The organism is Streptomyces sp. WMMC1477 (assembly GCF_027460245.1).
In the GTDB taxonomy this organism is placed as follows: Bacteria; Actinomycetota; Actinomycetes; order Streptomycetales; family Streptomycetaceae; genus Streptomyces.
In genome coordinates this window covers 5,010,238-5,033,768 of sequence record NZ_JAPZBD010000003.1, presented here as the reverse complement: position 1 = coordinate 5,033,768, position 23,531 = coordinate 5,010,238, and the positions used below count along the sequence as shown (strand labels likewise).

Here is a 23,531-nt window from a genome sequence, read left to right as displayed (position 1 = left end):
GGCACACCATCGCCGTCCGCCTCTCCCCTCCCCCTCACGCGCTCCCCTGCCGTCGCACCGATCCGGGGTTGACGGTTTGTTGAAGCCCGCCGTACATTGCTTTCCATAATTCAGAACGTGTATTCCGTAATACGGAAAATTCATGCACGGTCGACCCAGGAGCATCAATGCCTCGTATGACCGCCGCCCGCGCGGCCGTTGAAATCCTCAAGCGTGAAGGCATCGACACCGCCTTCGGTGTGCCGGGCGCGGCGATCAACCCGCTCTACGCCGCGCTGCGCGCCAGCGGCGGCATCGAGCACAAGCTCGCCCGGCACGTCGAGGGCGCCTCGCACATGGCCGAGGGCTACACCCGTACGAAGCCCGGGAACATCGGGGTGTGCATCGGCACCTCGGGCCCGGCCGGCACCGACATGATCACCGGCCTGTACTCCGCGATCGGCGACTCGATCCCGATCCTGTGCATCACCGGCCAGGCGCCCACCGCCCGGCTGCACAAGGAGGACTTCCAGGCCGTGGACATCCAGTCCATCGCCAAGCCGGTCACCAAGATGGCGATGACCGTCCTGGAGCCCGCCCAGGTGCCCGGCGCCCTCCAGCAGGCGTTCCACCTCATGCGTTCCGGCCGTCCCGGCCCGGTCCTCGTCGACCTGCCGCTGGACGTGCAGCTCGCGGAGATCGAGTTCGACCCCGAGACCTACGAGCCGCTGCCGGTGCACAAGCCCGCCGCGACCCGCAGGCAGGCCGAGAAGGCGATCCGCATGCTGGGCGAGTCCGAGCGCCCGCTGATCGTCGCGGGCGGCGGCATCATCAACGCCGACGCCTCCGACCTGCTGGTCGAGTTCGCCGAGCTGACCGGCATCCCGGTCATCCCGACCCTCATGGGCTGGGGCACCATCCCCGACGACCACGAGCTCAACGCCGGCATGGTCGGCCTGCAGACCTCGCACCGCTACGGCAACGCGACGTTCCTGGAGTCGGACTTCGTCCTGGGCATCGGCAACCGCTGGGCCAACCGCCACACCGGCGGCCTGGACGTGTACACCAAGGACCGCACCTTCGTCCACGTCGACATCGAGCCGACGCAGATCGGCCGGGTGTTCGCCCCCGACTACGGCATCGTCTCCGACGCCAAGCCCGCGCTGGAGCTGTTCGTCGAGGTCGCCCGCGAGCTGAAGGCGGCCGGGAAGCTGCCGGACCGCAGCGCCTGGGCGGCCTCCGCGCAGGAGAAGAAGGCCACGCTCCAGCGGCGTACGCACTTCGACACCATCCCGATGAAGCCGCAGCGCGTCTACGAGGAGATGAACCGCGCCTTCGGGCCGGACACCCGCTACGTCACGACCATCGGCCTGTCGCAGATCGCCGGTGCCCAGATGCTGCACGTCTACAAGCCGCGGCACTGGATCAACTGCGGCCAGGCCGGCCCGCTGGGCTGGACCGTTCCGGCGGCCCTCGGCGTCGCCACCGCCGACCCGGACGCCCAGGTCGTCGCCCTCTCCGGCGACTACGACTTCCAGTTCATGATCGAGGAGCTGGCGGTCGGCGCCCAGCACAAGATCCCCTACGTCCACGTGCTGGTGAACAACTCCTACCTGGGGCTGATCCGCCAGGCCCAGCGGATGTTCGAGATCGACTTCCAGGTCAACCTGGAGTTCGAGAACATCAACTCGCCGGAGATCGGCGTCTACGGCGTGGACCACGTCAAGGTCGCCGAGGGCCTGGGCTGCAAGGCCATCCGCGTCACCGACCCGGCCGAGCTGGGCGCCGCCCTCGAGCAGGCGAAGAAGCTGGCCGCCGAGCACCGGGTGCCGGTCGTCGTCGAGGCCATCCTGGAGCGGGTCACCAACATCTCCATGAGCGGCAACGACATCGACAAGGTGAACGAGTTCGAGGAGCTCGCCACCGAGCCGGGCCACGCGCCCACCGCGATCTCCCCGCTCACCTGACGGCCGGGGACAGCAGGCCGAGGGGCCCGGGCTCAGCACGAGCCGGGCTCCTCGGTCTTTCCCGAGAGACCTGTAATCAAGTTTGACCAATAGCGTCTCCGGGCTGTACATTCTGGGAAAGTCATCAAATTTGACTACCTTCAGGGGGAGCCAGCATGACGTTCCACTACGACCTCAACGCCCGCCTCACCGGCCACTCCCCCACCGCGGAGGAGCGCGCCAGCCTGGAGGCGTGGTTCGCCGCGTACGACACGGCCAGCGGCGAGGGCGACGTCGCCGCCATGGGCGACGCGGCCGTCTTCCCTCTCAACCTGGTCAGCGACGACTCCTCCGGCAACGCCTGGACCGGCCAGTGGGACCGGGAGCAGTTCACCGCGACGATGACGCGGGTGATGGGCGAGGCGGCCGGCGGCGGCGCACTCACCTTCACCTCCGAACGCACACCCGTCTTCCTCAGCCCCGCGCTCGTCGTCGTGTTCACCCGGTCGACGATGACCGTGGCGGGCGAGGACGAGCCGGGCCAGGAGATGACGTACGCCGACATCCTCGTCCGCAGCGAGGGGACATGGGCCTTCCAGACGATGATCCAGGGAGGGTGGGGCGACATGCTGAACGGCATGCCGGACATGGCACACGGGTGAGTTCCGCCGTCTACCGCCGGTGATGGTGCACGATCGGGGATGTGCGGACACAAGAATATGACCAGCCGACAAACGCCAGGCTGGTTCCCAAGCCCCAACCCATGCCCGCGACCGAGTGCGTGCCGCCGTCCGCTCCCCGGCGCGGACGGCGGCGCCTCCGCCCGGTCGCCGGGCTCGCCGCGCTGCTGTTGCTGCCGCCCAGCGCCGGCCTGGGCGCCCGCGCCCTGGACTGGGACGGGCCCATGCCCCTTCCCCAGCTCCTCGCCTTCCTGCCGTGGTTCCTCGTCCCCGGCTGGATCGCCCTCGCCGTCGCCGTCCTGGCCCGCCGCCCGCTGCTGAGCGGCTGGGCGCTGGCCGTCCTGGGCACGACCGCCTGGTTCCTCCAGCCCTACGGCCCGACGGTCGCGACGCCCCCCGGCGAACCGCGGGCACAGATCCGGGTCCTGAGCGCCAACCTCGAGTTCGGCAACGCCACCGCCGGCCTGCTCGACGTCCTGCGCCGGGAGCGACCGCACCTCGTCTCCGTCCAGGAGTGCGACCGGCGCTGCGCCGAGGCCCTGGACGCCCCCGGGCTGCGGCGGGCCTACCCTCACCGCGTCATCCGCGGGAGCGAACCGGCCGAGGGCTCGGCCCTGCTCAGCGTCTACCCGCTCAGCGAGGTGGGGCAGATCCCCGGCCAGCTGTCGATGCCCAGCGCCGTGGCGGACGTGGCGGGCGTGCCCGTACGGATCCACGTCGTCCACCCCATGCCGCCGCGGCTCGGCTCCATGGACGCCTGGAAGCGGGACCTGGAGGCCGTGCGGCGCGCCGCCGAGCGCCGGGGCACCGCCCGCACCATCGTCGCCGGCGACTTCAACGCCTCGCAGGACCACGCCGCCTTCCGGGCCGTCCTCGACACCGGACTGCGGGACGCCGCCCGGGGCCTCGGCCACTCCCGGACACCGACCTGGCCCGCGGCCACCGCGCCGCTGCTGGGCGTCCAGATCGACCACGTCCTGCTGAGCGAGCGGCTCACCCCGGTCGGGGCGCGGTTCCTCGACCTGCCCGGCACCGACCACCGGGCCGTGCTCACCGACGTCCAGGTGCGCTGAGGCCGCCGCCACCGGACCGCCGCGGCAGACCCCCGCGGCCGTCCGGGAACGGGGCACGGCGGCGAGGCGTTGTACCGGAGGCAGTGGGGCAAGCCCCGGCCCTCGGGGGCGGGCCACGGAGGAGGAGCGCCGATGAACCTGCTCGACGTGGTGCTGCTGCTGGCCGTGGTCTCCTTCGCCGCGGCCGGCTACCGGCGGGGCCTGGTCACGGCCCTGGTGGCGTTGGCCGGCTTCCTGGGCGGCGCCGTCGTGGGCGTGTGGCTGCTCCCCTTCACCCTCGGACTCGTCCAGGAGGGCAGTGGCGCGGCGACGGCGACGGCGGTGCTGACGGTGCTGCTGCCCGCCGGGGCCGGTCACCTGCTCGCGTCCCGGCTCGGCTGGGAACTGCGCGATGTCCTGCACTGGCGTCCGGTGCGCTGGCTGGACGGCGCCGGGGGCGCCCTCGCGAACGCGGTGGCCGTCCTGCTCGTGGGCTGGGTCGCCGCCAGCGCGCTCGTCGCCTCCCCCTCGCCGGACGTCAGCCAGTCCATCCGCGGCTCGGCGGTCCTGCGCGCCGTGGACGACCGGATGCCCCAGCAGGCCCCCACCTGGTTCAGCCGGGCCACCGAAGCGCTCACCACCGCCGGGTTCCCGCAGGTGTTCAACCCCTTCGAGAGCGAGCCGGTCACCGGTGTGCCCGAGCCGACCGGTGACGCCGTCACCGACGCGGCCACCGTCGCCGCGCAGCGCAGCTCGGTCAAGGTGGAGGGCGTGGCCCTCGTGGACGGGCGGCGGCAGGGGCAGGAGGGCAGCGGTTTCGTCTACTCCGAACGCCGGGTGATGACCAACGCGCACGTCGTGGCCGGGGTGGACCGGCCCACCGTGCGGGTCGGCGGGGTGGGCCCGGCCCTGCGGGCCACCGTCGTCCACTTCGACCCCGAGATCGACGTCGCCGTCCTGCGAGTGCCCGAGCTGACGGCGCCCGCGCTGGAGTTCACCGCGGAGGGTTCGCGCGGCGATCCGGCCGTGGTGGCCGGCTACCCGGAGAACGGCGGACTGGACCTGCGCGCGGCCACGGTGGCCGGGGAGGTGACCGCGCGCGGACAGGACATCTACGGCGGCAGCGTCGTCACCCGCGAAGTCTTCCCCCTGCGCGGCACGGTCCGGCCCGGTAACTCCGGGGGCCCGCTCCTCGCTCCGGACGGCCGGGTCTACGGAATGGTGTTCGCGCGGTCCGTCAGCGATCCGGACACCGGCTACGCGCTCACCGCGGACCAGGTGCGCCGGGCGGCCGAGGCGGGCGACGCCTCCACGGCACCCGTGGACACCGGTGACCGCGCCGCCCGGATCGGCTGACCAGCCCGTCCCCGGACCGGGATGACGGACCGGCGGGTGGCCACCCGGCCACCGCCGTCGCCCGCCGGACTCGCGGCCGTCAGCTGTCGAAGCCCAGGCCCATCCGGTCCAGGGCCCGCAGCCACAGGTTCACCGCTGGGGCGGGGTCATCGACACCTGCTCCCGCTTCTCGCCGTTCCTCGGCCCGGCGCACGGCGGCCGCCCGCGGGCCGCCGTGCGCGTCGGCCCTGGCCAGCGACCACTGGATGAGGCCGATGCCCGCCCAGCGCACCGGCTCGGGCGGGAACGGCAGCGGCTGACGGGCCGGGCGGCCTGGTGTCAGCCGGACAGGCCCATGTGCCGGCCGGCGTCGCCGAGGACGTCGGCGAGACCGTCCACGATCCGGTCGAGCAGCGCGCGGTCGCTGACGAGCGGTGGCGCGATCTGCAGCACGCTGTCGCCCCGGTCGTCCGCCCGGGCGATGAGGCCCGCCTCCAGCAGCCGCGGGGGCAAAAAGCCCCGCAGGAGCCGCTCCCGTTCGGCCGCGTCGAAGCGGGCGCCGCCCTCGCCCCTCACGAGCTCGACCGCCCAGAAGAACCCGGCACCGCGCACGTCGCCGACGATCGGCAGGGACAGCAGCCCGCGGAGCCGGTCGTGCAGATGGGGCGCGAGCGCGCGGACGTTGGCGAGCACCCCGTCGCGCTCGAAGATCTCGATGGTGCGCAGCGCGATCGCGGCCGAGAGCGGATGGCCACCGAAGGTGATGCCGTGCCGCAGCGGCCGGCCGCCCTCGATCAGCGGGGCGACGACGCGTTCGGCCGCGACGACGGCGCCCATCGGGGCGTAGGCCGCGGTCAGCCCCTTGGCGAGGCTCACCAGGTCGGGGACGACGCCCTCGCGCGTCACGCCGAACCACTCGCCCAGTCGGCCGCAGCCGGTGATCACCTCGTCGGCCATGAGCAGGGCGCCGTAGCGGTCGGCCAGTTCGCGCAGGCCGCGCCAGTAGCCGGGCGGCGCGGTGAGGCAGCCGCCCGCGTTCTGCACCGGCTCGGCGATGATCAGCGCCACCTCGTCGGGGCCCGCGGCGCGGACGGCCTCCTCCGTCTCGGCCAGCAGCCGGTCGCGGAAGGCGTCGGGGTCGTCGCCGTCGGGGGCGCGGAACGCGTTGGTGTTCGCCACGTGGACGACGTCGATCGGCGCGGGCCCGAAGGGCTCCTTGAACCGTGGCACGCCGGTGAAGGACAGCGCTCCGAGGGTCACCCCGTGGTAGGCGGTGTGGCGGGCGACGGCCTTCGTGCGCCGCGGCTGACCGTTCGCCAGGTGGTACTCGCGTACCAGCTTCCAGGCGGCCTCGACGGACTCCGAGCCGCCACTGGTGAAGAAGGCGCGGGTCAGGCCCTCAGGGGCCAGGCCGGTGAGCCGCTCGGCGAGCTCGATGGCGGCCGGGTGGGCGGTGCCCCAGTTGGTGTTGAAGGCGAGCGTGGTGAGCTGCTTCGTCGCGGCCTCGGCCATCTCCCGGCCGTAGGAGTAGCCGAGCTGGGAGCAGAAGAGGCTGGACAGGGCGTCGATGTAGCGCCTGCCGCGGGTGTCGAAGACGTAGGGCCCCTCGCCGCGTTCCAGGACGAGCAGGTCGTCGAGGCGCTGCGGGGAGAAGTGCAGCATGAGGTGGCGGGCGGCGGTCTGCCGAAGGGTGTCGTGCCGGGTGGTCACGGGGTCTCCCGAGGCTCAGTCGTTGCGCGGAAAGCCGAGGTCGATCCCGCGGCTCTGCGGGTCGGGCCAGCGGCTGGTGACGGTCTTGGTGCGGGTGAAGAAGTGCACGCCGTCGGGTCCGTAGGCGTGCGCGTCGCCGAACAGCGAGGCCTTCCAGCCGCCGAAGGAGTAGAAGGAGACGGGCACCGGGATGGGCACGTTGATCCCGACCATGCCGACCTCGACCTCCTCCTCGAACCGGCGCGCCGCGCCCCCGTCGTTGGTGAACAGGGCGGTGCCGTTGCCGTAGGGGCTGGAGTTGACCAGGTCGAGGGCGGCGTCGTACGAGCCGGCCCGGAGCACGGACAGGACGGGGCCGAAGATCTCGTCGGTGTAGACGCTCATCTCCGGCGTCACCCGGTCGAAGAGGGTGGGCCCGAGCCAGAACCCGGCGGCGTCCCCGTCGACGGGCCGCTCGCGGCCGTCCACGACGAGCTCCGCCCCGGCGTCGAGGCCGGCCGCGACGTAGCCCGCGACGCGGTCCCGGTGGGCGGCGGTGACGAGCGGGCCCATGTCGCAGCCCCGCCGCCCGTCGCCGACCTTGAGCCCGGCGATCCGCTCGGTGATCCTGGCGACCAGCTCGTCCGCGACCGGCTCCACCGCCACCAGGGCGCTGATGGCCATGCACCGTTCGCCCGCCGAGCCGAACCCGGCGTTGACGGCGGCGTCCGCGGCGAGGTCCAGGTCGGCGTCGGGCAGGACGACCATGTGGTTCTTCGCCCCGCCGAGCGCCTGGACCCGCTTGCCGTGGGCCGTCGCCCGCTCGTAGACGTACCGGGCGACGGGGGTGGAGCCGACGAAGGACACGGCCGCCACGTCCGCGTGGGTGAGCAGCGCGTCGACGGCCTCCCGGTCGCCGTGCACGACGTTGAAGACGCCGTCGGGCAGGCCCGCCTCGCGCCACAGCTCGGCCAGCAGGAGCGCCGCCGAGGGAACCTTCTCACTCGGCTTGAGCACCACCGTGTTGCCGCAGGCGATGGAGACGGGGGCGAACCACAGCGGCACCATCGCCGGGAAGTTGAAGGGCGAGACGATCGCCGTCACGCCGACCGGCTGCCGCAGCGAGTGGACGTCGACGCGGGTGGCGGCGCCCATCGTGTGGCCGCCCTTGAGCAGGTGCGGGATGCCGCAGGCGAACTCCACGACCTCCAGCCCGCGCTGCACCTCGCCCGCCGCGTCGTCGAGCACCTTGCCGTGCTCGGCGGTGATCGCCGCGGCCAGCTCTCCGGTCCGCTCGGCCAGCAGCCGGCGGAACTCGAAGAGCACCGCGACCCGCCGGGCCAGGGACGTGCGGCGCCAGGTGGTGAAGGCCGTCCGGGCCGCGGTGACGGCCGCGTCCACGGTCGCGGCGTCGGCGAGGTCCACGTGCCCGCTCACGGCCCCGGTGGCCGGGTCGAAGACCTCCCCCGTGCGGGCCGCGGTCCCCGTCCACGCGGCGCCGCCGAACCAATGGGTGATGCGCTTGTCGGTGTCGTTCATGGGGCCCATTGCACCGGCCCGCCACCGCCCGCGCGTAGCTACGAACCGTCGGATGTGTGATGCTTTTCCGACACCGTGAAGGGATCACGCCGTGCAGGGGGTGACCGCGTGCTGCCGACCGTCGCCGAGGTGCTGACGCTGCCGGAGCTGCGCCAGGGCGATCCGCAGGTGGTCGCCGCCGGGCAGGCGCTTGGACGGACGGTGCGCTGGGTGCACTCGGCCGAGCTGGCGGACATCGCGTCCCTGCTCCGCGGCGGCGAGCTCGTGCTCACGACGGGCATCGCCCTGCCCGCCGACGGCCCCGGGCTGGAGCGCTACGTGCGGGCCCTCAGCGAGGTCGGCGCCGTCGGGCTCGTCGTCGAGCTCGGCCGCCGCTGGTCGTCCCGGCTGCCGCGGGCGCTGGTGGCCGCCTGCGAGCACCTCGGTCTGCCGCTGGTCGCCCTGCGCCGGGAGGTCCGCTTCGTGACAGTCACTCAGGCAGTCGCCGAACGGATCGTGGACGCGCAGGTGGTGGAGCTGCGCGCGGCCGGCCAGATCCACGACGCCTTCACCGCGCTCAGCATCGCCGAGGCCGGGCCGGCCGACATCCTGGCGGAGGCGGCCCGGATCTCGGGTTGCCCCGTCGTGCTGGAGTCGTTCCGGCACCAGGTGCTCGGCTACGCCACCGGCGGCCGCCCCGGCCCCGAGCTCCTGCGCGACTGGGAGCGGCGCTCCCGGCGGGTGCGCCCGGCCGAGCGCACCGGATACGACCAGCGGGCCGGCTGGCTGGTGACGGTCGTCGGCTCGCGCGGCGACGACTGGGGGCGGCTCGTCGTCGTCACCCCGCAGGCGCCGCCGCACCGGCACCTCGTCCTGATCGAGCGGGCCGCGACCGCGCTCGCGCTGCACCGGCTGCACGCGCGGCACCGGGACAGCGTGGAACGGCAGGCCCACCACGTCCTGCTCACGGCGCTGCGGGACCGGCGGGTCGACGAGGAGCTGCTGAGCCGCTGCGCCGAGGCCGGCGTCCCGCTGGCCGGGCGGGCCCTGTCGGGTCTCGCCGCCCGCCCGGTGCTCCAGCGGGAGCGGCGCACCTTCGTCGCCGCCGACGCCCTCACCGCGCTGGCCGCGGCCCTCGCCGCCGCGCTGCGGGAGCGCGGGGTGCCCGCGCTCGTCGGCACGGACCCGGACGACGTGATCGCCCTGCTCGCCGCCCCGGCGGGCACCGACCTCGACGCCCTGCTCACCGGCGTCGCGGCGGACCTCGGGGCGCCGGGCGAGGCGACGCTCGCCGTCGGCGAGACCGTCCACCGTCCGCGGGACGCGGGCCGTTCGCTGGCCGAGGCCCACCACGTGGCCGCCTCGCTGCGCCCCGTGGACCCCGCGCGGCCGTTCCACCGGCTGGCGGACGTCCATCTGCGCGGCCTGCTGCACCTGCTGTCCGACGACGACCGGCTCGCCCGGTTCGTCCAACGGGAGCTGGACCCGCTGCTGCGCCACGACGCGGAGCACGGGACCGCGCTGCTGGAGGTGCTGCGCACCCTGCTGGTCACCGGCGACAAGACGGCGGCGGCCGCGGCCCTGCACGTCTCCCGTCCGGTGCTGTACGACCGCATCGCGCGCATCGAGCGGATCCTCGGGGCCGACCTCGCCGATCCGGAGACGCGCACCTCCCTGCACACCGCCCTGCTGGCCCACGGCCTCGGCGAGACGGGCAACGGCCCGGGAGGCGCGGCGGGGTGAGCCCGGGTCAGGCCCCGGGCGCGGGGGCCGGTACGCGGTGTCCGTGGATGGGTATGCCGCCGCCGGTCAGGGGGGCGCCGGAGGCGCCGTGGCGGGCCGCCACGATCTCGGCCGCGATCGACAGGGCCGTCTCCTCCGGCGTGCGCCCGCCGAGGTCGAGGCCGATCGGGGAGCGCAGCCGGGCGAGCTCCTCCTCCCCCAGCCCCACGTCGCGCAGCTTGGCGAGCCGGGACTCGTGGGTGCGCCGGGAGCCCATCGCCCCGACGTAGGCGACCGGCAGCCGCAGGGCGCGCTCCAGCAGCGGCACGTCGAACTTGGCGTCGTGCGTCAGCACGCACAGCACGGCCCGGCCGTCCAGCCGCTGGGTGTCGAGGTAGCGGTGCGGCCAGTCGACGACGATCTCGTCGGCCTCGGGGAAGCGCCGGGCGGTGGCGAAGACGGGGCGGGCGTCGCACAGCGTGACGTGGTGGCCGAGGAACTTGCCGATCCGCACGAGGGCGGAGGCGAAGTCGATGGCGCCGAAGACCAGCATGCGCGGGGGCGGCACGCTGGACTCCACGAGCAGGGTGACGGGCTCGCCGCAGCGGCTGCCGTCCTCGCCGATCTCCACCGTGGCGGTGCGGCCGATGGCGAGGTGGCCGAGCGCCTCGGCCACGGCGGAACGTTCCAGCGCGGTGGGTTCGGTGACGTCCGCGGGGCGGTTCAGCGCACCCGCGTGGGTGCCGTCCGGGCGGACGTACAGCAGCCGGCCGAGGAGGCCGGCCGGGCCGGCCACCACCCGGACGACCGCCGCCGCGTCTCCACGCGCGGCGGCGGCCAGGGCGGGGGCGACGGCCGGACGGACGGCGGGCTCATCCATGCCGCCGGCCGCCCGGTCCGTCGCCGCCCGGATCGGGGTGACGAGGATGTCGATGACCCCGCCGCAGGTCAGCCCCACTGCGAAGGCGTCCTCGTCGCTGTAGCCGAACCGCTCGACGACGGACTCGCCCGTCGTCAGAGCGGTCTGGCACAGCTCGTACACCGCGCCCTCCACGCACCCTCCGGAGACCGAACCGATCACGGTTCCGCCGCCGTCGACCGCCATGGCGGCACCCGGCTGGCGCGGGGAGCTGCCATGGGTGGCCACGACGGTGGCGACGGCGAAGTCGCGTCCCTGCTCACACCACCGGTTCAGCTCGTCGGCAATGTCCAGCATGGCGGTCTCCTTGTCTGGTCCGGTGCGTGGCGGACGGGTGCCGCGCGGACCGGCCCGTCAGTGCCCCACGAACGCGAAGTTGTAGACGAACACCGCGGCGAGGATCCACATGAACACACCGGGCTCGCGCCACTTGCCCTGAGCGAGCTTGATCGCACAGTAGGCGATGATGCCCGCACCCACGCCATTGACGATGGAGAAGGTGAACGGCATCAGAACGACCGTCAGAAAGACGGGGATGGCGACCGCGCGGTCCTTCCAGTCCACGTGGCGGGCGTTCTGCATCATCATGGCGCCGATGACCACGAGGGCGGCGGCGGCCACCTGGCCGGGGACGATCTCGGCGAGCGGCGTGAACAGCAGCATCAGGCCGAAGATCAGACCGGTGACGGTGGCCGACAGGCCCGTCCTGGCACCCTCGCCGACGCCCGAGGCCGACTCGATGAAGACGGTCTGGCCCGACGCGCTGACCCCGCCACCGATCGCGCCGCCGGCGCCGTCGACGAGCAACGCCTTGTTGAGCCCGGGCATGCGGCCCTTCGCGTCGGCGAGCTTGGCCTCCTGGCCCACGGCGATGATGGTGGCCATCGCGTCGAAGAACGCGGCGAGCACCAGGGTGAAGACGACCGTGGCGACGGTGGCCGCGCCCAGCTCGGCGAAGCCGCCGAACTCGACCTGGCCGAAGAGGCTGAAGTCGGGGCTGGACACGATGGAACCGGTGAGCTCCGGGGTGGCCAGGCCCCACTCCGCGTCACCGAGGTCGAGGACCGCGGTGACCACCAGGGCGAAGACGGTGCCGATGCCGATGCCGATGAGGATGGCTCCGGGGATGTTGCGCGCCATCAGCATGAAGATCGCGATCACCGTGAGGCAGAAGGCGAACACCGGCCAGCCCGACAGGGCGCCGTCGACGCCCAGGGTGACCGGAGGCCCGCCCTCGCCCCCGCGGCCGACGAAGCCGGCCTTCTCCAGCCCGATCATCGCGACGAACATGCCGATGCCGATGGTGATGGCGTGCTTGAGGCCCATCGGGATCGCGTTCATGATCTTTTCCCGGAGCCCCGTGATCACCAACAACATGATCACGACGCCGTAGATCACGCACATGCCCATGGCCTGTGGCCAGGTCATGCCCGGCACGACCTGCGTGGCCAGCACGCCGGAGACGCTGAGCCCGGCGGCCAGGGCGAGGGGCACCTTGCCGATGATGCCCATGAGCAGGGTGGACAACCCCGCCGCGAACGCCGTCGCGGTGACCACCGCGGCCGGGTTCAGGGTGTTGCCGTCGACGTCCGGGACGCTGAGCAGCAACGGGTTGAGCAGGAGGATGTACGCCATCGCCATGAAGGTGGTGATGCCGCCACGCACCTCCCGCCCGATGGTGGAACCACGGGTGGTGATGTGAAAGTACCGGTCGAGCCAGCCTCTGCCCGCGGGGGGACGTGAGCCGTTGCCCGCGTCTTCCGCCGCGGTCATCGGCTCGACTTGCGACTGTGCCATGTGTGCCTACTCCCAAGGTTCATAGGGGCACCCTCCGGCCCTTGCTGCCGGACGGGATTTGGGATGCACGACGCGGGGGACGGCCCGAGACGAACGGGGTGGTGCTCATGTGGGGGGCTTTCTGAGCGGGGGACGCAGGGCCGGTGGTGCTCGGTCCGGCCCTGCGCCTCACTTCCTGCGGTTCCGTCAGGTTCCCGTCAGGTGCTCGGGGCGGACGGGTACCCGCTCCAGCGCCAGGCCGGTGGCCGCACGGATCGCCGACACCACCGCGGGGGTGGACGACAGCGTGGGGGCCTCCCCGACTCCGCGCAGTCCGTACGGCGCGTTCGGGTCGGCCAGCTCCAGGACATCCACCGGGATGGCGGGGGTGTCCAGGATGGTCGGAATGAGGTAATCGGTGAAGGAGGGGTTGCGGACGCGGCCGTCGGTGCCGACGAGAACCTCCTCCATGACGGCCAGGCCCAGACCCTGGACGGTGCCGCCCTGGATCTGGCCCACGACCGACTGCGGGTTGAGCGCCTTGCCGACGTCCTGGGCGCAGGCCAGCTCGACGACCTTGACCAGGCCCAGCTCGGCGTCCACCTCGACCACCGCGCGGTGCGCGGCGAAGGAGTACTGGACGTGGCCCCTGCCCTGGCCGGTCTTCAGGTCGAAGGGCTCGGTGGGCCGGTGACGCCACTCCAGTTCCCGTTCGACGACCTCGTCCTCCAGGACGTCCGCGATGCTCGCGAGCACCTCGCCGCCGTCGGTGACGACCTTGCCGCCCTCCAGGAGCAGCTCCGCGCTCGCCCACGCCGGGTGGTAGGTGCCCAGCTTGGCGCGGCCCAGCTCCAGGACCTCCTCCCGCACGGCCTCGCAGGCGTGCCTGACCGCTCCGCCGGTGACGTACGTCTGCCGGGAGGCGGAGGTGGAGCCCGCGGAGCCGACCCCGGTGTCGGCCGGGTGGATGGTCACCTGGGCGACGCCCAGCTCGGTGCGGGCGATCTGCGCGTGCACGGTGACACCGCCCTGGCCGACCTCGGCCATCGCGGTGCGCACCATGGCGACCGGCTCGCCGCCCACCACGGACAGGCGCACCCGCGCCGTGGAGTAGTCGTCGAAGCCCTCGGAGAAGCCGACGTTCTTGATGCCGACCGCGTAGCCGACGCCCCGCCGGACGCCCTCGCCGTGCGTGGTGTTCGACAGCCCGCCGGGCAGGGCCCGCACGTCGACGCCGGTGCCGTGGGTGCCGCCGCTCTCCCACTGCCGCTCCGGCGGCAGCGGCATGGCCTTGACGCGGCGCAGCAGCTCGGCGACCGGAGCCGGGGAGTCGACCTCCTGGCCGGTGGGCATGAGCGTGCCCTGGCTCATGGCGTTGAGCCGGCGGAACTCCACCGGGTCCATGCCCAGCTCGGCGGCGAGCTTGTCCATCTGGCTCTCGTAGGCGAAGCACGCCTGGACCGCGCCGAAGCCGCGCATCGCGCCGCAGGGCGGGTTGTTGGTGTAGAGCGCGAGGGCCTCGATCTCGACGTCGTCGACCGCGTAAGGGCCGACCGACAGCGAGGAGGCGTTGCCCACGACGGCCGGGGAAGCGGAGGCGTAGGCCCCGCCGTCCAGCACGATGCGGCACGTCATGTGGGTGAGCCGGCCGTCCCGGGTGGCGCCGTGCTCGTAGCGCAGCGTCGCCGGGTGGCGGTGCACATGCCCGAAGAACGACTCGAACCGGTCGTAGACGATCTTGACCGGCCTGCCGGTGCGCAGGGCGAGCAGGCAGCCGTGGATCTGCATGGACAGGTCCTCGCGGCCACCGAAGGCGCCGCCGACGCCGGAGAGCGTCATCCGGACCTTGTCCTCGGGCAGGCCGAGGACCGGGGCGATCTGGCGCAGGTCGGTGTGCAGCCACTGGGTGGCGACGTACAGGTCCACGCCGCCGTCCTCGGCGGGCACCGCGAGGCCGGACTCCGGGCCGAGGAAGGCCTGGTCCTGCATGCCGATCTCGTAGGCGCCGGTGACGACCACGTGGGCGCGGGCCCGCGCCGCCGCGACGTCGCCGCGCACGATGGGCTGGCGGTGGACGATGTTGGGGTGCGGGACGTGCGCGGCGTGCTCGTCGTCGCGGTGGGGGTGCACGAGGGGGGCGTCCTCGGCGAGGGCGGTCGCCTCGTCGTGGACGACCGGCAGCGGGGCGTAGTCCACCCTGATCTTCCCGGCCGCGCGGCGGGCCGTCTCCGGGTGGTCGGCGGCCACGATGGCCACCGGCTCGCCGTGGTGCCGGACCCGGCCGTCGGCGAGTACCGGGGTGTCCCGGTACTCCAGGCCGTACCGCTTCACCTCGGCCGGGAGGTCGTCATAGGTCATGACGGCGTGGACGCCGGGCTGGGCGAGGGCCTCGGAGGTGTCGATCGAGCGGATCTCCGCGTGGGCGTGCGGGCTGCGCAGCGTGTGGCCCCACAGCATGTCCTCGCGCCACAGGTCCGAGGAGTAGGCGAACTCGCCGGTGACCTTCAGCGTGCCGTCGGGACGCAGCGTGGACTCGCCGACGCCGCCCTTGGTGGCGCTGCCCTGGGTCAGGCTCGTCGGGGCGCGGGTCACTCCGGCCATGTCAGCCTCCGGCTCCGGCGGTCTCGGACTCGCCCCGGGCGGCGGCGAGCCGGACGGCGTCGAGGATCTTCTCGTAACCGGTGCAGCGGCACAGGTTGCCGGACAGCGCCTCGCGGATGTCGGCGTCGCTGGGCTGCGGGTTGCGCTCGATCAGCTCGTCGGCGGCGACCAGCAGGCCCGGGGTGCAGAAGCCGCACTGCACGGCCCCGGCGTCGATGAAGGCCTGCTGGATCGTGGACAGCTCGGCGTTCTCGCCGGTCTGGGAGTCGCCCGGGCCCTTCTCGGGACGGGCGCTCCTCCCCCGGACTTCGTCCGGGGGTGCCCCCGGCTTGGCCCGGTCCGGCTCCGTCCCGCCGCAGGCGCCGGTCGCACAGCCCGCGGCGCGGTCCCGGGCGTAGTCCGCCAGGCCCTCGACGGTGACGACGTCCCGGTCCTGGACCTGGCCGGCGGCGACCAGGCAGGCGCACACGGGCACGCCGTCCAGGCGGACGGTGCACGAGCCGCACTCGCCCTGCTCGCAGGCGTTCTTGGAGCCGGGCAGGCCCAGGCGCTCGCGCAGCACGTACAGGAGGCTCTCGCCCTCCCAGACGTCGTCGGCCTCCTGCGGCCGGCCGTTGACTCGGAAGTTCACGCGCACTGTGCGCCTCCTTCGGTGGTACGGGTGCCACGGCCCCCGGAGCGGTACTCGTCCCAGATCCAGCCGAGGGTGCGGCGGGCCATGACGCCCACGGCGTGCCGCCGGTACCTGGCGCTGCCGCGCACGTCGTCGATGGGGTTGCAGGCCCCGGAGGCGAGCTCCGCGAACTCCCGGGCCACGGACGGGGTGATCGTCTTGCCGCTCTCCCAGAAGCCGCCGTCGACCAGGGCCGCGTTCAGGAACTCCTCGGCGGCGGTGGCGCGCAGCGGGGTGGGGGCGGCGGAGCCGATGCCGGTCCGGACGGTGTGCGTGTCGGGGTGGAGGGCGATCCCGAACGCGCACACGGCGATGACCATGGCGTTGCGCGTGCCGACCTTGGAGAACTGCTGCGGTCCTGTGGCCTTCTTGATGTGGATCGTCTTGATCAGCTCGTCGGCGGCGAGCGCGTTGCGCTTGACTCCGGTGTAGAACTCCTCCACCGGGATGAAGCGGGTCCCGCGCACCGACTCGGCCTCGACCTCGGCGCCCGCGGCCAGCAGGGCCGGGTGCGAGTCGCCTGCCGGAGAGGCCGCGCCCAGGTTGCCGCCGACGCTGCCGCGGTTGCGGATCTGCGGTGAGCCGACGGTGCGCCCGGCCAGGGCCAGCCCGGGCAGCTCGGCGCGCAGGTTCTCGATGATCTGACTGTAGGGAACCGACGCCCCCAGGCGCACGTTCTCCTCACCGACCTCCCACGCGTGGAGCTCGGAGACGCGGTTCAGGTCCAGCAGGTACCCGGGTCGACGGTGGTCGAAGTTGATCTCGACCATGACATCGGTGCCGCCCGCGATGGGCACAGCCGTGGGGTGCTCAGCCTTGGCGGCGAGCGCCTCCTCCCAACTGGCGGGGCGCAGGAAGTCCATGAATCGTCTCTTCTCGGATCGCGGCTACTGAGAGCTGAGGGCACCGTGGCCACAGAGGCACCCTTGCCATGGGCTCGTTCATCTGTCGTTCATCAGGTGTGACCCAGTAGACAGCCGCCCCATCGCGGCGGTGCAGTCACCGAATGCATGAAGCGATTAGCCGGTGGACGCCGTGGTCTTGTAGATTCGAACGAATGACGGGGTCGCTCCTGCGACGTGGGCCTTACACCCCGTTCGGACGGTCACATCGGCACCACGCTACGGAACGGTGAGCAACACATGCGGCTGCGCGCACTGCTGGAGACGGCTTCGCTCGGGCTGCGCCTGCTGGGCGGAACCCAGGAGCTGGACCGGCAGGTCCGCGGCGTCATGACGACGGACCTGCGCGATCCGAGCCGCTATCTGTCGGGCGGGGAGCTGGTGCTCACGGGGCTGGCGTGGCGCCGGGGGCCGGAGGACTCCGACGCGTTCGTGCGGATCCTCGCGGCCGCGGGCGTGGCCGGGCTGGCGGCCGGCGAGGCCGAGATGGGGCAGGTGCCCGAGGACCTGGTGGCTGCCTGCGACCGGCACCGGCTGCCCCTGTTCTCCGTGGACGAGGACGTCGCGTTCGCGACGATCACCGAGCACGTGGTCCGGCAGGTCTCGGGGGAACGCGCCGGGGACCTCGCCGCCGTCGTCGAGCGGCACCGGCGGCTGATGTCGCCGGGCCCGGGCGGCGGCGGCCCGGACGTGGTGCTCGACCTGCTGGGCTCGGATCTGGACCTGCGCGCCTGGGTGCTCACGCCCACCGGGCGCCAGATCGCCGGGGCCGGCCCGGGCTCCCAGGCCGCCGCCCTTCCGGCCGCGGTGCGGGCCCAGCTCGCCGGTGAGCACCTCGCGGCCCTGCGCGGCGGGCGCCGCGGTCCCTACCGGACGACGGTCGGGGACACGTCGTACTCCCTGTTCCCCGTGCGCGGCGACGGCCGCGACCTGCGGGCCACGGTGCTCTCGGACTGGCTGCTGGCCGTCGAGGCCGACGCCGGGGAGTGGCCCGAACAGCGGCTCGACCTGCTCCAGGGCGTCACCCAGCTCATCGCCGTCGAGCGGGACCGGCGGGACGCCGCCCGCACGGTGCGCCGTCGGCTCGCCCAGGACGTGCTGGAGCTGGTGCAGTCGGGCGCCCCGCCCGCCGAGATCGCCGCCCGGCTCCGGGTGGCGGCGCCCGTCCTGCTGCCGGGCCTCGGCACCGCCCCCAAGTGGCAGGTCGTGGTCGCCTCCGTGGAGTGGGCGGGCGGCGACGTGCCCGGTGGCCCGGTGGCCCAGGCCCTGCTGGAGGAGGCGCTCGTCGATCCCCGCACCCCCGGCCCCGACCCGGCCGACCGGATCGCCGTCGCCCACACCGGCGAGGAAGCCGTGGCCCTCGTGCCGCTGACCGGCGAGGGCTCGGAGCAGGTCACCGGCGGCGTCACCCACGCCGCCGAGGCCGCCGAGGGCGGGGAGTCCGCCGCGCCCGGTCTGCGGGCGCACACGCTGCTGGCCTCCGTGCGGGAGCCCCTGGAGCGCGGCCTCGCCGACGACGGGCGGCTCACCCTCGGCGTCAGCGCCGCCGTGACCTCCGCCGAAGGCCTGCGCGGGGCACTGGAGGAGGCCCGGCACGCCCGCCGCGTCGCCGCGGCCCGGCCGGGCCGGGTGTGCGCGGCCGGTCACGAGGAACTGGCCTCGCACGTCCTGCTGCTGCCGTTCGTCCCCGACGACGTCCGCCGCGCGTTCACCGCCCGCCTGCTGGACCCGCTGCGCGACTACGACCGCCGGCACCGCGCCGAGCTGGTCGACACCCTGGAGGCGTTCCTGGAGAGCGACGGCTCCTGGACGCGGTGCGCCGCCAAGCTGCATCTGCACGTCAACACCCTGCGCTACCGGGTAGGGCGCATCGAGCAGCTCACCGGCCGCGACCTGTCGCGGCTGGAGGACAAGCTGGACTTCTTCCTGGCGCTGCGGATCAGCTGACGCCACCCCCTGCCGGGCCGGTCAGGGGGCCGCGGTCCAGCAGCCGGCACAGGACTCCGGGGCGGGCGGTCAGCTCGGCCCAGGTGCCCTCCTCCACGATGCGGCCGCCGTCGAGCACCGCGACGCGGTCGGCGCGACGGATCGTGGCCGGACGGTGGGCGATGACCACCGTCGCCCGCTCGGCGGCCCCCTCGGCCAGCGCCTCGGCGAGCCGGGCCTCGCTCGCGGTGTCGAGCTGGGCGGTGGACTCGTCCAGCACCAGCACCCGGGGACGGACCAGCAGGGCCCGGGCCAGGGCCACCCGCGAGCGCTGCCCGCCGGAGAGCGTCGCGCCCCGCTCCCCCACGAGCCCGGCCATGCCGTCGGGCAGCCCGGCCGCGATCCGGTCGACGCCGCACAGCGCGGCGACCCGGGCCAGCTCGGCGTCGTCCGCCTCCGGTGCGGCCAGGCGGAGGTTGTCGGCCAGGGTGCCGTGGAAGAGCGGCGCGTCCTGCCCCACGAGGGCGACGGCGCGGCGCAGTTCGGCGTCCGCCACCGTCCGAAGGTCGGCCGGCGCACCCGTCCGGGGTACGAGCTCCAGCCGTCCGGCGTCCGGGTCCCAGAAACGGGCCAGCAGCTGCGCGCAGGTGGTCTTGCCCGCCCCGGAGGCCCCCACCAGGGCGAGGGTGCGGCCGGGCGGGACCGTCAGGTCGAGCCCGTCCAGCACGAGGGGGCCGCCGTAGCCGAAGCGCACGCCGCGCAGCCGCAGGCCCAGCGGCCCGGGCGGCAGCGGAACCGGGTCCGCCGGGGGCGGGGCCGAGGGCGCGGCCAGCACCGCGGCCCGGACCCGCTGGGCGGCCGGGCGCAGGGCGGCGGCACGGGCCAGCGCCTGGGCGGACTCGGCCACCGGCGCCAGCGCGGCCAGCGCCAGGGCCAGGGTGGCCGGGGCCCAGGGGCCGGAGAGCCGCCCGGCGGTGACGGCGTGCGCGGTCACCGCGACGACGCCGAGCACGGCGGTGACGACGAGGGCGTCCCGGAGCGCGGAGGCCAGCGCCTCCCAGCCGGCCTCCGCGCGCTGCGCCCGCCCGAGCTGCGCGCCCCGGTCGGCGAGCAGGGCGCGGCGCTGGGGCAGCGCGCCGAAGGCCAGCAGTTCGCGGAGCCCGTCGACGGTGTCCACCGCGTCGGCCGAGAGCCGGGCCGCCGCGGCCCTGGTGCGGGCCCCCCGGGCGGCCCGGGCCCGGCCCTCCAGCAGCGCACCGGCCGGGAGGAGGAGCGCCGCGGGCAGCACGATGGCCAGCAGCCAGGGTTCGACGACTGCCAGTACGGCCCCGGCCACGGTGGACACCACTGCGGAGGCCAGCAGTTGGGCGGTGGTGTGGGCGTAGAAGAACTCCAGGGCCTCCACATCGGCCATCGCGGTCGCGGCCAGGTCTCCGCTGCGCCGCCCGGCGACGCGGGCGGGCGCGCTGCGGGCGAGTCCGTCGAAGACCCGCACCCGCAGGACCGCGAGCACCCGGTAGGCGAGATCGTGGGAGAGGTCCATCTCCCGCCAGGTGGCCAGCGCGCGGCCGGCCACGAGCGCGAGCAGCAGGGCGACGGTCCACGGCACGGGCGGGGCCTGCTCGGTCAGCGCGGCCCCGACGGTGTGGGCGGCGAGCGTCACCAGCGCGGCCAGGAAGGCGTGTTCGGCCACGGCCGCGACGGCGGTGCGCACGGCCGTGGCGCGGTGGGCGCGCAGGGCGGGCAGGAGGGCCCGCAGCACCCCCCGGGAGGACTCGGCGTGCGCGGTGTCGGGTGCGGCGGTCGTCATGCGGCGAGTCCCCTCTCCTCGGTGCGTCCGGCCGCGACCAGTCCGGCGTACACCGGAGAGGCGCGCAGGAGCGTGGCGTGGTCGCCGGCGGCCTCCACCCGGCCCGCGTCCAGGACGACGATGCGGTCGGCGTGCCGGACGGAGGCGAGGCGATGGGCGACGACCAGGCAGGTGCGTCCCCGGGCGGCGTCGAGCAGCTCCCGGACGACGTGCGCCTCACGGTGCTCGTCGACGGCGCTGGTCGCCTCGTCCAGCACGAGAACGGGAGCGTCGGCCAGCAACGCCCTTGCCAGGGCCAGGCGTTGGCGCTGCCCGCCGGAGAGGCCCTCGCCGCGCTCGCCGACGAGGGTGGCGTAGCCCTGCGGCAGGGCGGCGAGTTCGTCATAGACCCCGGCGGCGCGGGCCGCCGCGTGCAGGGCGGCGTCGTCGGCCTCGGGGGCGGCCAGCCGGAGGTTCTCGGCGACGGTGGCGTGGAAGAGGTAGGTGTCCTGGGAGACGACGGCGATGCCGCGGCGCAGCGCGTCCAGGGCCAGGCCGGCGACGTCCTGCCCGTCCACCAGCACCCGGCCGCACCCGGGCTCGCGCTGCCGCAGGAGCAGGGCGAGCAGCGTGGTCTTGCCCGCACCGGAGGGGCCGACGACGGCGGTGGTGCGGCCCGCCTCGGCGGTGAAGGTGACGCCGTCGAGCGCGGGCCGGGCGGCACCGGGGTAGCGGAAGCGGACGTCCTCGAAGCGCACGGCGGGCGGCCGCGGCCAGGCGGGGCGGGACGTTCCGGCGTCGGCGACCTCGGGCTCGGCCGTGCGCAGTGCGGCCAGTCCCTCGGCGGCCGAGGCGCCGAGGTAACCGGCGTGCCACTCGCGGGCCAGGTCGCGCACCGGGCGGAAGCACTCACCGGTCAGAAGCAGCAGCAGATAGGTGCCGGTGGCCGTGGTCTGGCCGGTGGCCGCGGACCAGCAGGCCAGCAGGGCGGCGGCGACGGTGCCGCCCTGCACCGCGAGGTCGGTGAGCGCCGTGTCCACGAGCGACACCCGCAGGTGGGCGACGGTGCTGCGGTGCAGGGCGGCCGAGCGGCGCTCGAGCCGGGCGCGGGTCCTGCCGACGGCCCCGGCGGCGCGCAGCGTCGGCATGCCCTGGAGCGCCTCCAGGTAGTCGGCGCCCAACGCCTCGTAGGTGTCCCAGTGTTCGGCGCCGCGGCGGGCGAGCAGCCGGTCCCAGGCCCGGGGCCCGAGGAGCGCGAGGAGCAGCGCGGGGAGGAGGGTGAGCAGCACGGCCGGGTGGACGAGGGCGACGGTGGCGAGCAGCAGCGGCGGGGTGGCGCAGGTGACCAGCAGCTGCGGCAGGTAGCGGGAGACGTAGGCGTCCACGCCCTCCACGCCGTCGACGAGCGTGGTGCGCACGGCCCCGGCCCGGGCTCCGACGAGGTGGGCCGGACCCAGCGCGGCCAGCCGGACGACCAGCGCGTCGCGCAGCCGGACGCGCACCAGCGCCCCGGCGCGGGCGGCGGTGCGCCGCTGCCACCACACGAGCCAGGAGCGGAGGGCCGCGACGCCGCCCACCGCGAGCAGCAGCGGGGGCAGCGCGCCGGTGCGGCCCCGGGCGACGGCGGCGAGCACGAGGGCGAGCAGGCCGGCCTGGGCGAGGTGGGTCGCGGCGACGGCGGCCAGCAGAGCGGTGGCGGCGAGCAGCGGCCCCCGCCCGGTGCGGGCGGCGGCCCGCAGCTCGGGGTGTATCAGCATCGTGGCGGCTCCTGCGGTCGAGGGGGTGGGGCACCACCGGGGGCGGGCCGGGCACCGGGGGCGGCTGACGGGCCGTCGGCGGCCGGGGCGCCGAGGGCGAGGCCGTGGACGACCCACTGGCGGCCCGGCGGGCCGCCGAGTGCGGCGCCGAGGTCGGCGTTCTGCCAGGAGCCGACCGGACGGGCGCCCAGGCCGTGGCTTCCGGCGACGGACTGGGCGAGCCCGACGGCGTACCCGGCCCGCAGATGGGCCCGGCGGATGTGGGCGGCGTCGGCGTCGTCCGGGCAGCCGTACCCGACGAGCACGGCCCCGCTCTCGGCGAGCCAGCCCTGCCGGGCGGCCCAGGCGGCCAGCGTCGGGCGGGCCTCTCCGGTGGCCAGACGGCGCAGCCGCCCGTCGGTGGCGAGGGCGAGGAGGCCCGGCTCGGGGCCGCCGACCGCCGCGCACCAGTCGAGGGCGCCCGCCGCGGCCCGCTCCACGGTGGCCAGCACGGCGGCGAGGGCCGTCTCGACCGGCGCTCCGGTCAGCGGGGGCCGCGGGCTACGCCGCGCCAGCAACTGCCGCGTCCCGGGGACGGGCCGGGGGTACTCGGCGCGCGGTGCGCCCGGGGGCGGCAGCCGGACGACCGCCAGCGGGTCGGGCGCACGCCCGTCGACGTCGAGCTCGGGGGCGGGCGCGCCGAGCGCCTGGCTGGCGAGCCACAGGGCGGCGACGGCGTGGCCGGTGTCGAGGAGAGCGAGCGGCCAGGCGCGGTGCCCGTAGTGGGAGCGGGTGCGCGCGAGCGTCACGCTCAGCTCCAGCCGGACGCCCGGGGGCGCCGGCGTGGGCGGGGCGCCGAGGGGGTGCAGACGGTGTCGCAGCGGGTCGTAGCCGTACCGCCCGGCCGGGAGCGGCGCGTCGGCCCCCACGGTGAGGCGGACGTCGACCGGGTGGCAGCCGCCCGCGGAGGACGCCGGACGCAGCCGGCCGCCCGCGTCGGACGCGGCGAGCGCGAACCGCAGGATCCGGCCGAGGTCCACCTCACCGGGGCGCGCCTCGCCCACGCGCAGCGCCGGCCCCGGCCAGCTCGGCACGGGCGGCCCGGGCGGGGTGTCGGGGCCCGGCTCCTCGGCGCCGCGGGCCCGGGCCAGCTCGGCGGGCAGGTCCGGTTCCCCCGCCGCGTCGTGGGCTTCGGGGCCGTGGGAGCCCGTGGAACGGTCGGGGCCGTGCGGGGCGTCAAGGGCATCGGGGGCATCGGGAGAAGGCGGAGTGGTCATGTCCGGCAGGC

At 74.8% G+C, this 23,531-nt stretch carries 16 protein-coding genes and 1 pseudogene; 6 read left to right on the top strand and 11 right to left on the bottom strand.

What is annotated here, in order from left to right:
* The first annotated feature begins 167 nt into the window (after window positions 1-167).
* The 4 genes from gcl to O7609_RS21980 all read left to right on the top strand — a co-directional run bounded on the left by gcl (window position 168) and on the right by O7609_RS21980 (window position 5,013).
* Window positions 168-1,946 (top strand): glyoxylate carboligase, encoded by a 1,779-nt coding sequence (gene gcl, locus O7609_RS21995; RefSeq protein WP_269744095.1) that lies wholly within the window; start codon window positions 168-170, stop codon window positions 1,944-1,946.
* Between the two features lie 155 nt (window positions 1,947-2,101).
* The gene (locus O7609_RS21990) at window positions 2,102-2,587 is read left to right on the top strand and encodes a nuclear transport factor 2 family protein (RefSeq protein ID WP_269744094.1); all 486 of its coding nucleotides are present in this window, start codon (window positions 2,102-2,104) and stop codon (window positions 2,585-2,587) included.
* Window positions 2,588-2,688: 101 nt separating this feature from the next.
* Window positions 2,689-3,678, top strand: a complete 990-nt coding sequence (locus O7609_RS21985; protein WP_269735276.1) for an endonuclease/exonuclease/phosphatase family protein — start codon at window positions 2,689-2,691, stop codon at window positions 3,676-3,678.
* 132 nt (window positions 3,679-3,810) lie between these two features.
* Window positions 3,811-5,013: a MarP family serine protease gene (locus tag O7609_RS21980; RefSeq protein ID WP_269735278.1), complete on the top strand. Its 1,203-nt coding sequence runs from the start codon at window positions 3,811-3,813 to the stop codon at window positions 5,011-5,013.
* A gap of 79 nt (window positions 5,014-5,092) precedes the next feature.
* Here O7609_RS21980 and O7609_RS21975 read toward each other — a convergent pair.
* The 3 genes and pseudogenes from O7609_RS21975 to O7609_RS21965 all read right to left on the bottom strand — a co-directional run.
* A pseudogene (locus O7609_RS21975) lies at window positions 5,093-5,311 on the bottom strand (hypothetical protein); the annotation flags it as partial.
* A 20-nt stretch (window positions 5,312-5,331) separates the two neighbouring features.
* A complete protein-coding gene (locus O7609_RS21970; protein WP_269735279.1) occupies window positions 5,332-6,702 on the bottom strand; it encodes an aminotransferase class III-fold pyridoxal phosphate-dependent enzyme in 1,371 nt (456 codons plus the stop codon).
* Window positions 6,703-6,717: 15 nt separating this feature from the next.
* Window positions 6,718-8,220, bottom strand: coding sequence for a CoA-acylating methylmalonate-semialdehyde dehydrogenase (locus O7609_RS21965; protein ID WP_269735280.1), 1,503 nt, complete (start codon window positions 8,218-8,220; stop codon window positions 6,718-6,720).
* 108 nt (window positions 8,221-8,328) lie between these two features.
* Between O7609_RS21965 and O7609_RS21960 the strand changes: the two genes are divergently transcribed.
* Window positions 8,329-9,942 (top strand): PucR family transcriptional regulator, encoded by a 1,614-nt coding sequence (locus O7609_RS21960; protein ID WP_269735281.1) that lies wholly within the window; start codon window positions 8,329-8,331, stop codon window positions 9,940-9,942.
* 7 nt (window positions 9,943-9,949) lie between these two features.
* Here O7609_RS21960 and O7609_RS21955 read toward each other — a convergent pair whose 3' ends face one another.
* The 5 genes from O7609_RS21955 to O7609_RS21935 form a co-directional block, all read right to left on the bottom strand.
* On the bottom strand, window positions 9,950-11,137 hold the full coding sequence (locus O7609_RS21955) for an XdhC family protein (protein WP_269744093.1): 1,188 nt from the start codon (window positions 11,135-11,137) through the stop codon (window positions 9,950-9,952).
* Window positions 11,138-11,194: 57 nt separating this feature from the next.
* Window positions 11,195-12,637, bottom strand: a complete 1,443-nt coding sequence (locus O7609_RS21950) for an NCS2 family permease (protein ID WP_269735284.1) — start codon at window positions 12,635-12,637, stop codon at window positions 11,195-11,197.
* Window positions 12,638-12,823: 186 nt separating this feature from the next.
* On the bottom strand, window positions 12,824-15,217 hold the full coding sequence (pucD, locus tag O7609_RS21945) for a xanthine dehydrogenase subunit D (protein WP_269744092.1): 2,394 nt from the start codon (window positions 15,215-15,217) through the stop codon (window positions 12,824-12,826).
* A 1-nt stretch (window position 15,218) separates the two neighbouring features.
* The gene (locus tag O7609_RS21940; protein ID WP_269735286.1) at window positions 15,219-15,854 is read right to left on the bottom strand and encodes a (2Fe-2S)-binding protein; all 636 of its coding nucleotides are present in this window, start codon (window positions 15,852-15,854) and stop codon (window positions 15,219-15,221) included.
* Window positions 15,845-16,753, bottom strand: a complete 909-nt coding sequence (locus O7609_RS21935) for an FAD binding domain-containing protein (RefSeq protein ID WP_269744091.1) — start codon at window positions 16,751-16,753, stop codon at window positions 15,845-15,847. The genes O7609_RS21940 and O7609_RS21935 overlap by 10 nt, the downstream gene beginning before the upstream one ends.
* 279 nt (window positions 16,754-17,032) lie before the next feature.
* On the opposite strand from O7609_RS21935, the gene O7609_RS21930 reads away from it, so the two are divergent.
* On the top strand, window positions 17,033-18,739 hold the full coding sequence (locus tag O7609_RS21930; protein ID WP_269735288.1) for a PucR family transcriptional regulator: 1,707 nt from the start codon (window positions 17,033-17,035) through the stop codon (window positions 18,737-18,739).
* Here O7609_RS21930 and O7609_RS21925 read toward each other — a convergent pair.
* Genes O7609_RS21925 through O7609_RS21915 form a run of 3 tightly spaced genes read right to left on the bottom strand, consistent with a single transcriptional unit; the run spans window position 18,732 to window position 23,520 of the window.
* Window positions 18,732-20,528: an ABC transporter ATP-binding protein gene (locus O7609_RS21925; RefSeq protein WP_269744090.1), complete on the bottom strand. Its 1,797-nt coding sequence runs from the start codon at window positions 20,526-20,528 to the stop codon at window positions 18,732-18,734. The two genes, O7609_RS21930 and O7609_RS21925, sit on opposite strands and share 8 nt — an antisense overlap.
* Window positions 20,525-22,264, bottom strand: a complete 1,740-nt coding sequence (locus O7609_RS21920; RefSeq protein WP_269744089.1) for an ABC transporter ATP-binding protein/permease — start codon at window positions 22,262-22,264, stop codon at window positions 20,525-20,527. The genes O7609_RS21925 and O7609_RS21920 overlap by 4 nt, the downstream gene beginning before the upstream one ends.
* Complete coding sequence (locus O7609_RS21915; protein WP_269744088.1) at window positions 22,258-23,520, bottom strand: SagB/ThcOx family dehydrogenase; 1,263 nt, start codon at window positions 23,518-23,520, stop codon at window positions 22,258-22,260. Before O7609_RS21915 ends, O7609_RS21920 begins: the two co-directional genes overlap by 7 nt.
* Window positions 23,521-23,531: the final 11 nt, after the last annotated feature.

Bases quoted from the DNA above. Each gene is read 5' to 3' on its own strand.
- pucD (WP_269744092.1), bottom strand. From the start codon at position 15,217: ATGGCCGGAGTGACCCGCGCCCCGACGAGCCTGACCCAGGGCAGCGCC.
- O7609_RS21990 (WP_269744094.1), top strand. From the start codon at position 2,102: ATGACGTTCCACTACGACCTCAACGCCCGCCTCACCGGCCACTCCCCC.
- O7609_RS21965 (WP_269735280.1), bottom strand. From the start codon at position 8,220: ATGAACGACACCGACAAGCGCATCACCCATTGGTTCGGCGGCGCCGCG.
- O7609_RS21950 (WP_269735284.1), bottom strand. From the start codon at position 12,637: ATGGCACAGTCGCAAGTCGAGCCGATGACCGCGGCGGAAGACGCGGGC.
- O7609_RS21935 (WP_269744091.1), bottom strand. From the start codon at position 16,753: ATGGACTTCCTGCGCCCCGCCAGTTGGGAGGAGGCGCTCGCCGCCAAG.
- O7609_RS21930 (WP_269735288.1), top strand. From the start codon at position 17,033: ATGCGGCTGCGCGCACTGCTGGAGACGGCTTCGCTCGGGCTGCGCCTG.
- O7609_RS21925 (WP_269744090.1), bottom strand. From the start codon at position 20,528: ATGACGACCGCCGCACCCGACACCGCGCACGCCGAGTCCTCCCGGGGG.
- O7609_RS21920 (WP_269744089.1), bottom strand. From the start codon at position 22,264: ATGCTGATACACCCCGAGCTGCGGGCCGCCGCCCGCACCGGGCGGGGG.
- O7609_RS21955 (WP_269744093.1), bottom strand. From the start codon at position 11,137: ATGCTGGACATTGCCGACGAGCTGAACCGGTGGTGTGAGCAGGGACGC.
- O7609_RS21980 (WP_269735278.1), top strand. From the start codon at position 3,811: ATGAACCTGCTCGACGTGGTGCTGCTGCTGGCCGTGGTCTCCTTCGCC.
- O7609_RS21985 (WP_269735276.1), top strand. From the start codon at position 2,689: ATGCCCGCGACCGAGTGCGTGCCGCCGTCCGCTCCCCGGCGCGGACGG.
- O7609_RS21915 (WP_269744088.1), bottom strand. From the start codon at position 23,520: ATGACCACTCCGCCTTCTCCCGATGCCCCCGATGCCCTTGACGCCCCG.
- gcl (WP_269744095.1), top strand. From the start codon at position 168: ATGCCTCGTATGACCGCCGCCCGCGCGGCCGTTGAAATCCTCAAGCGT.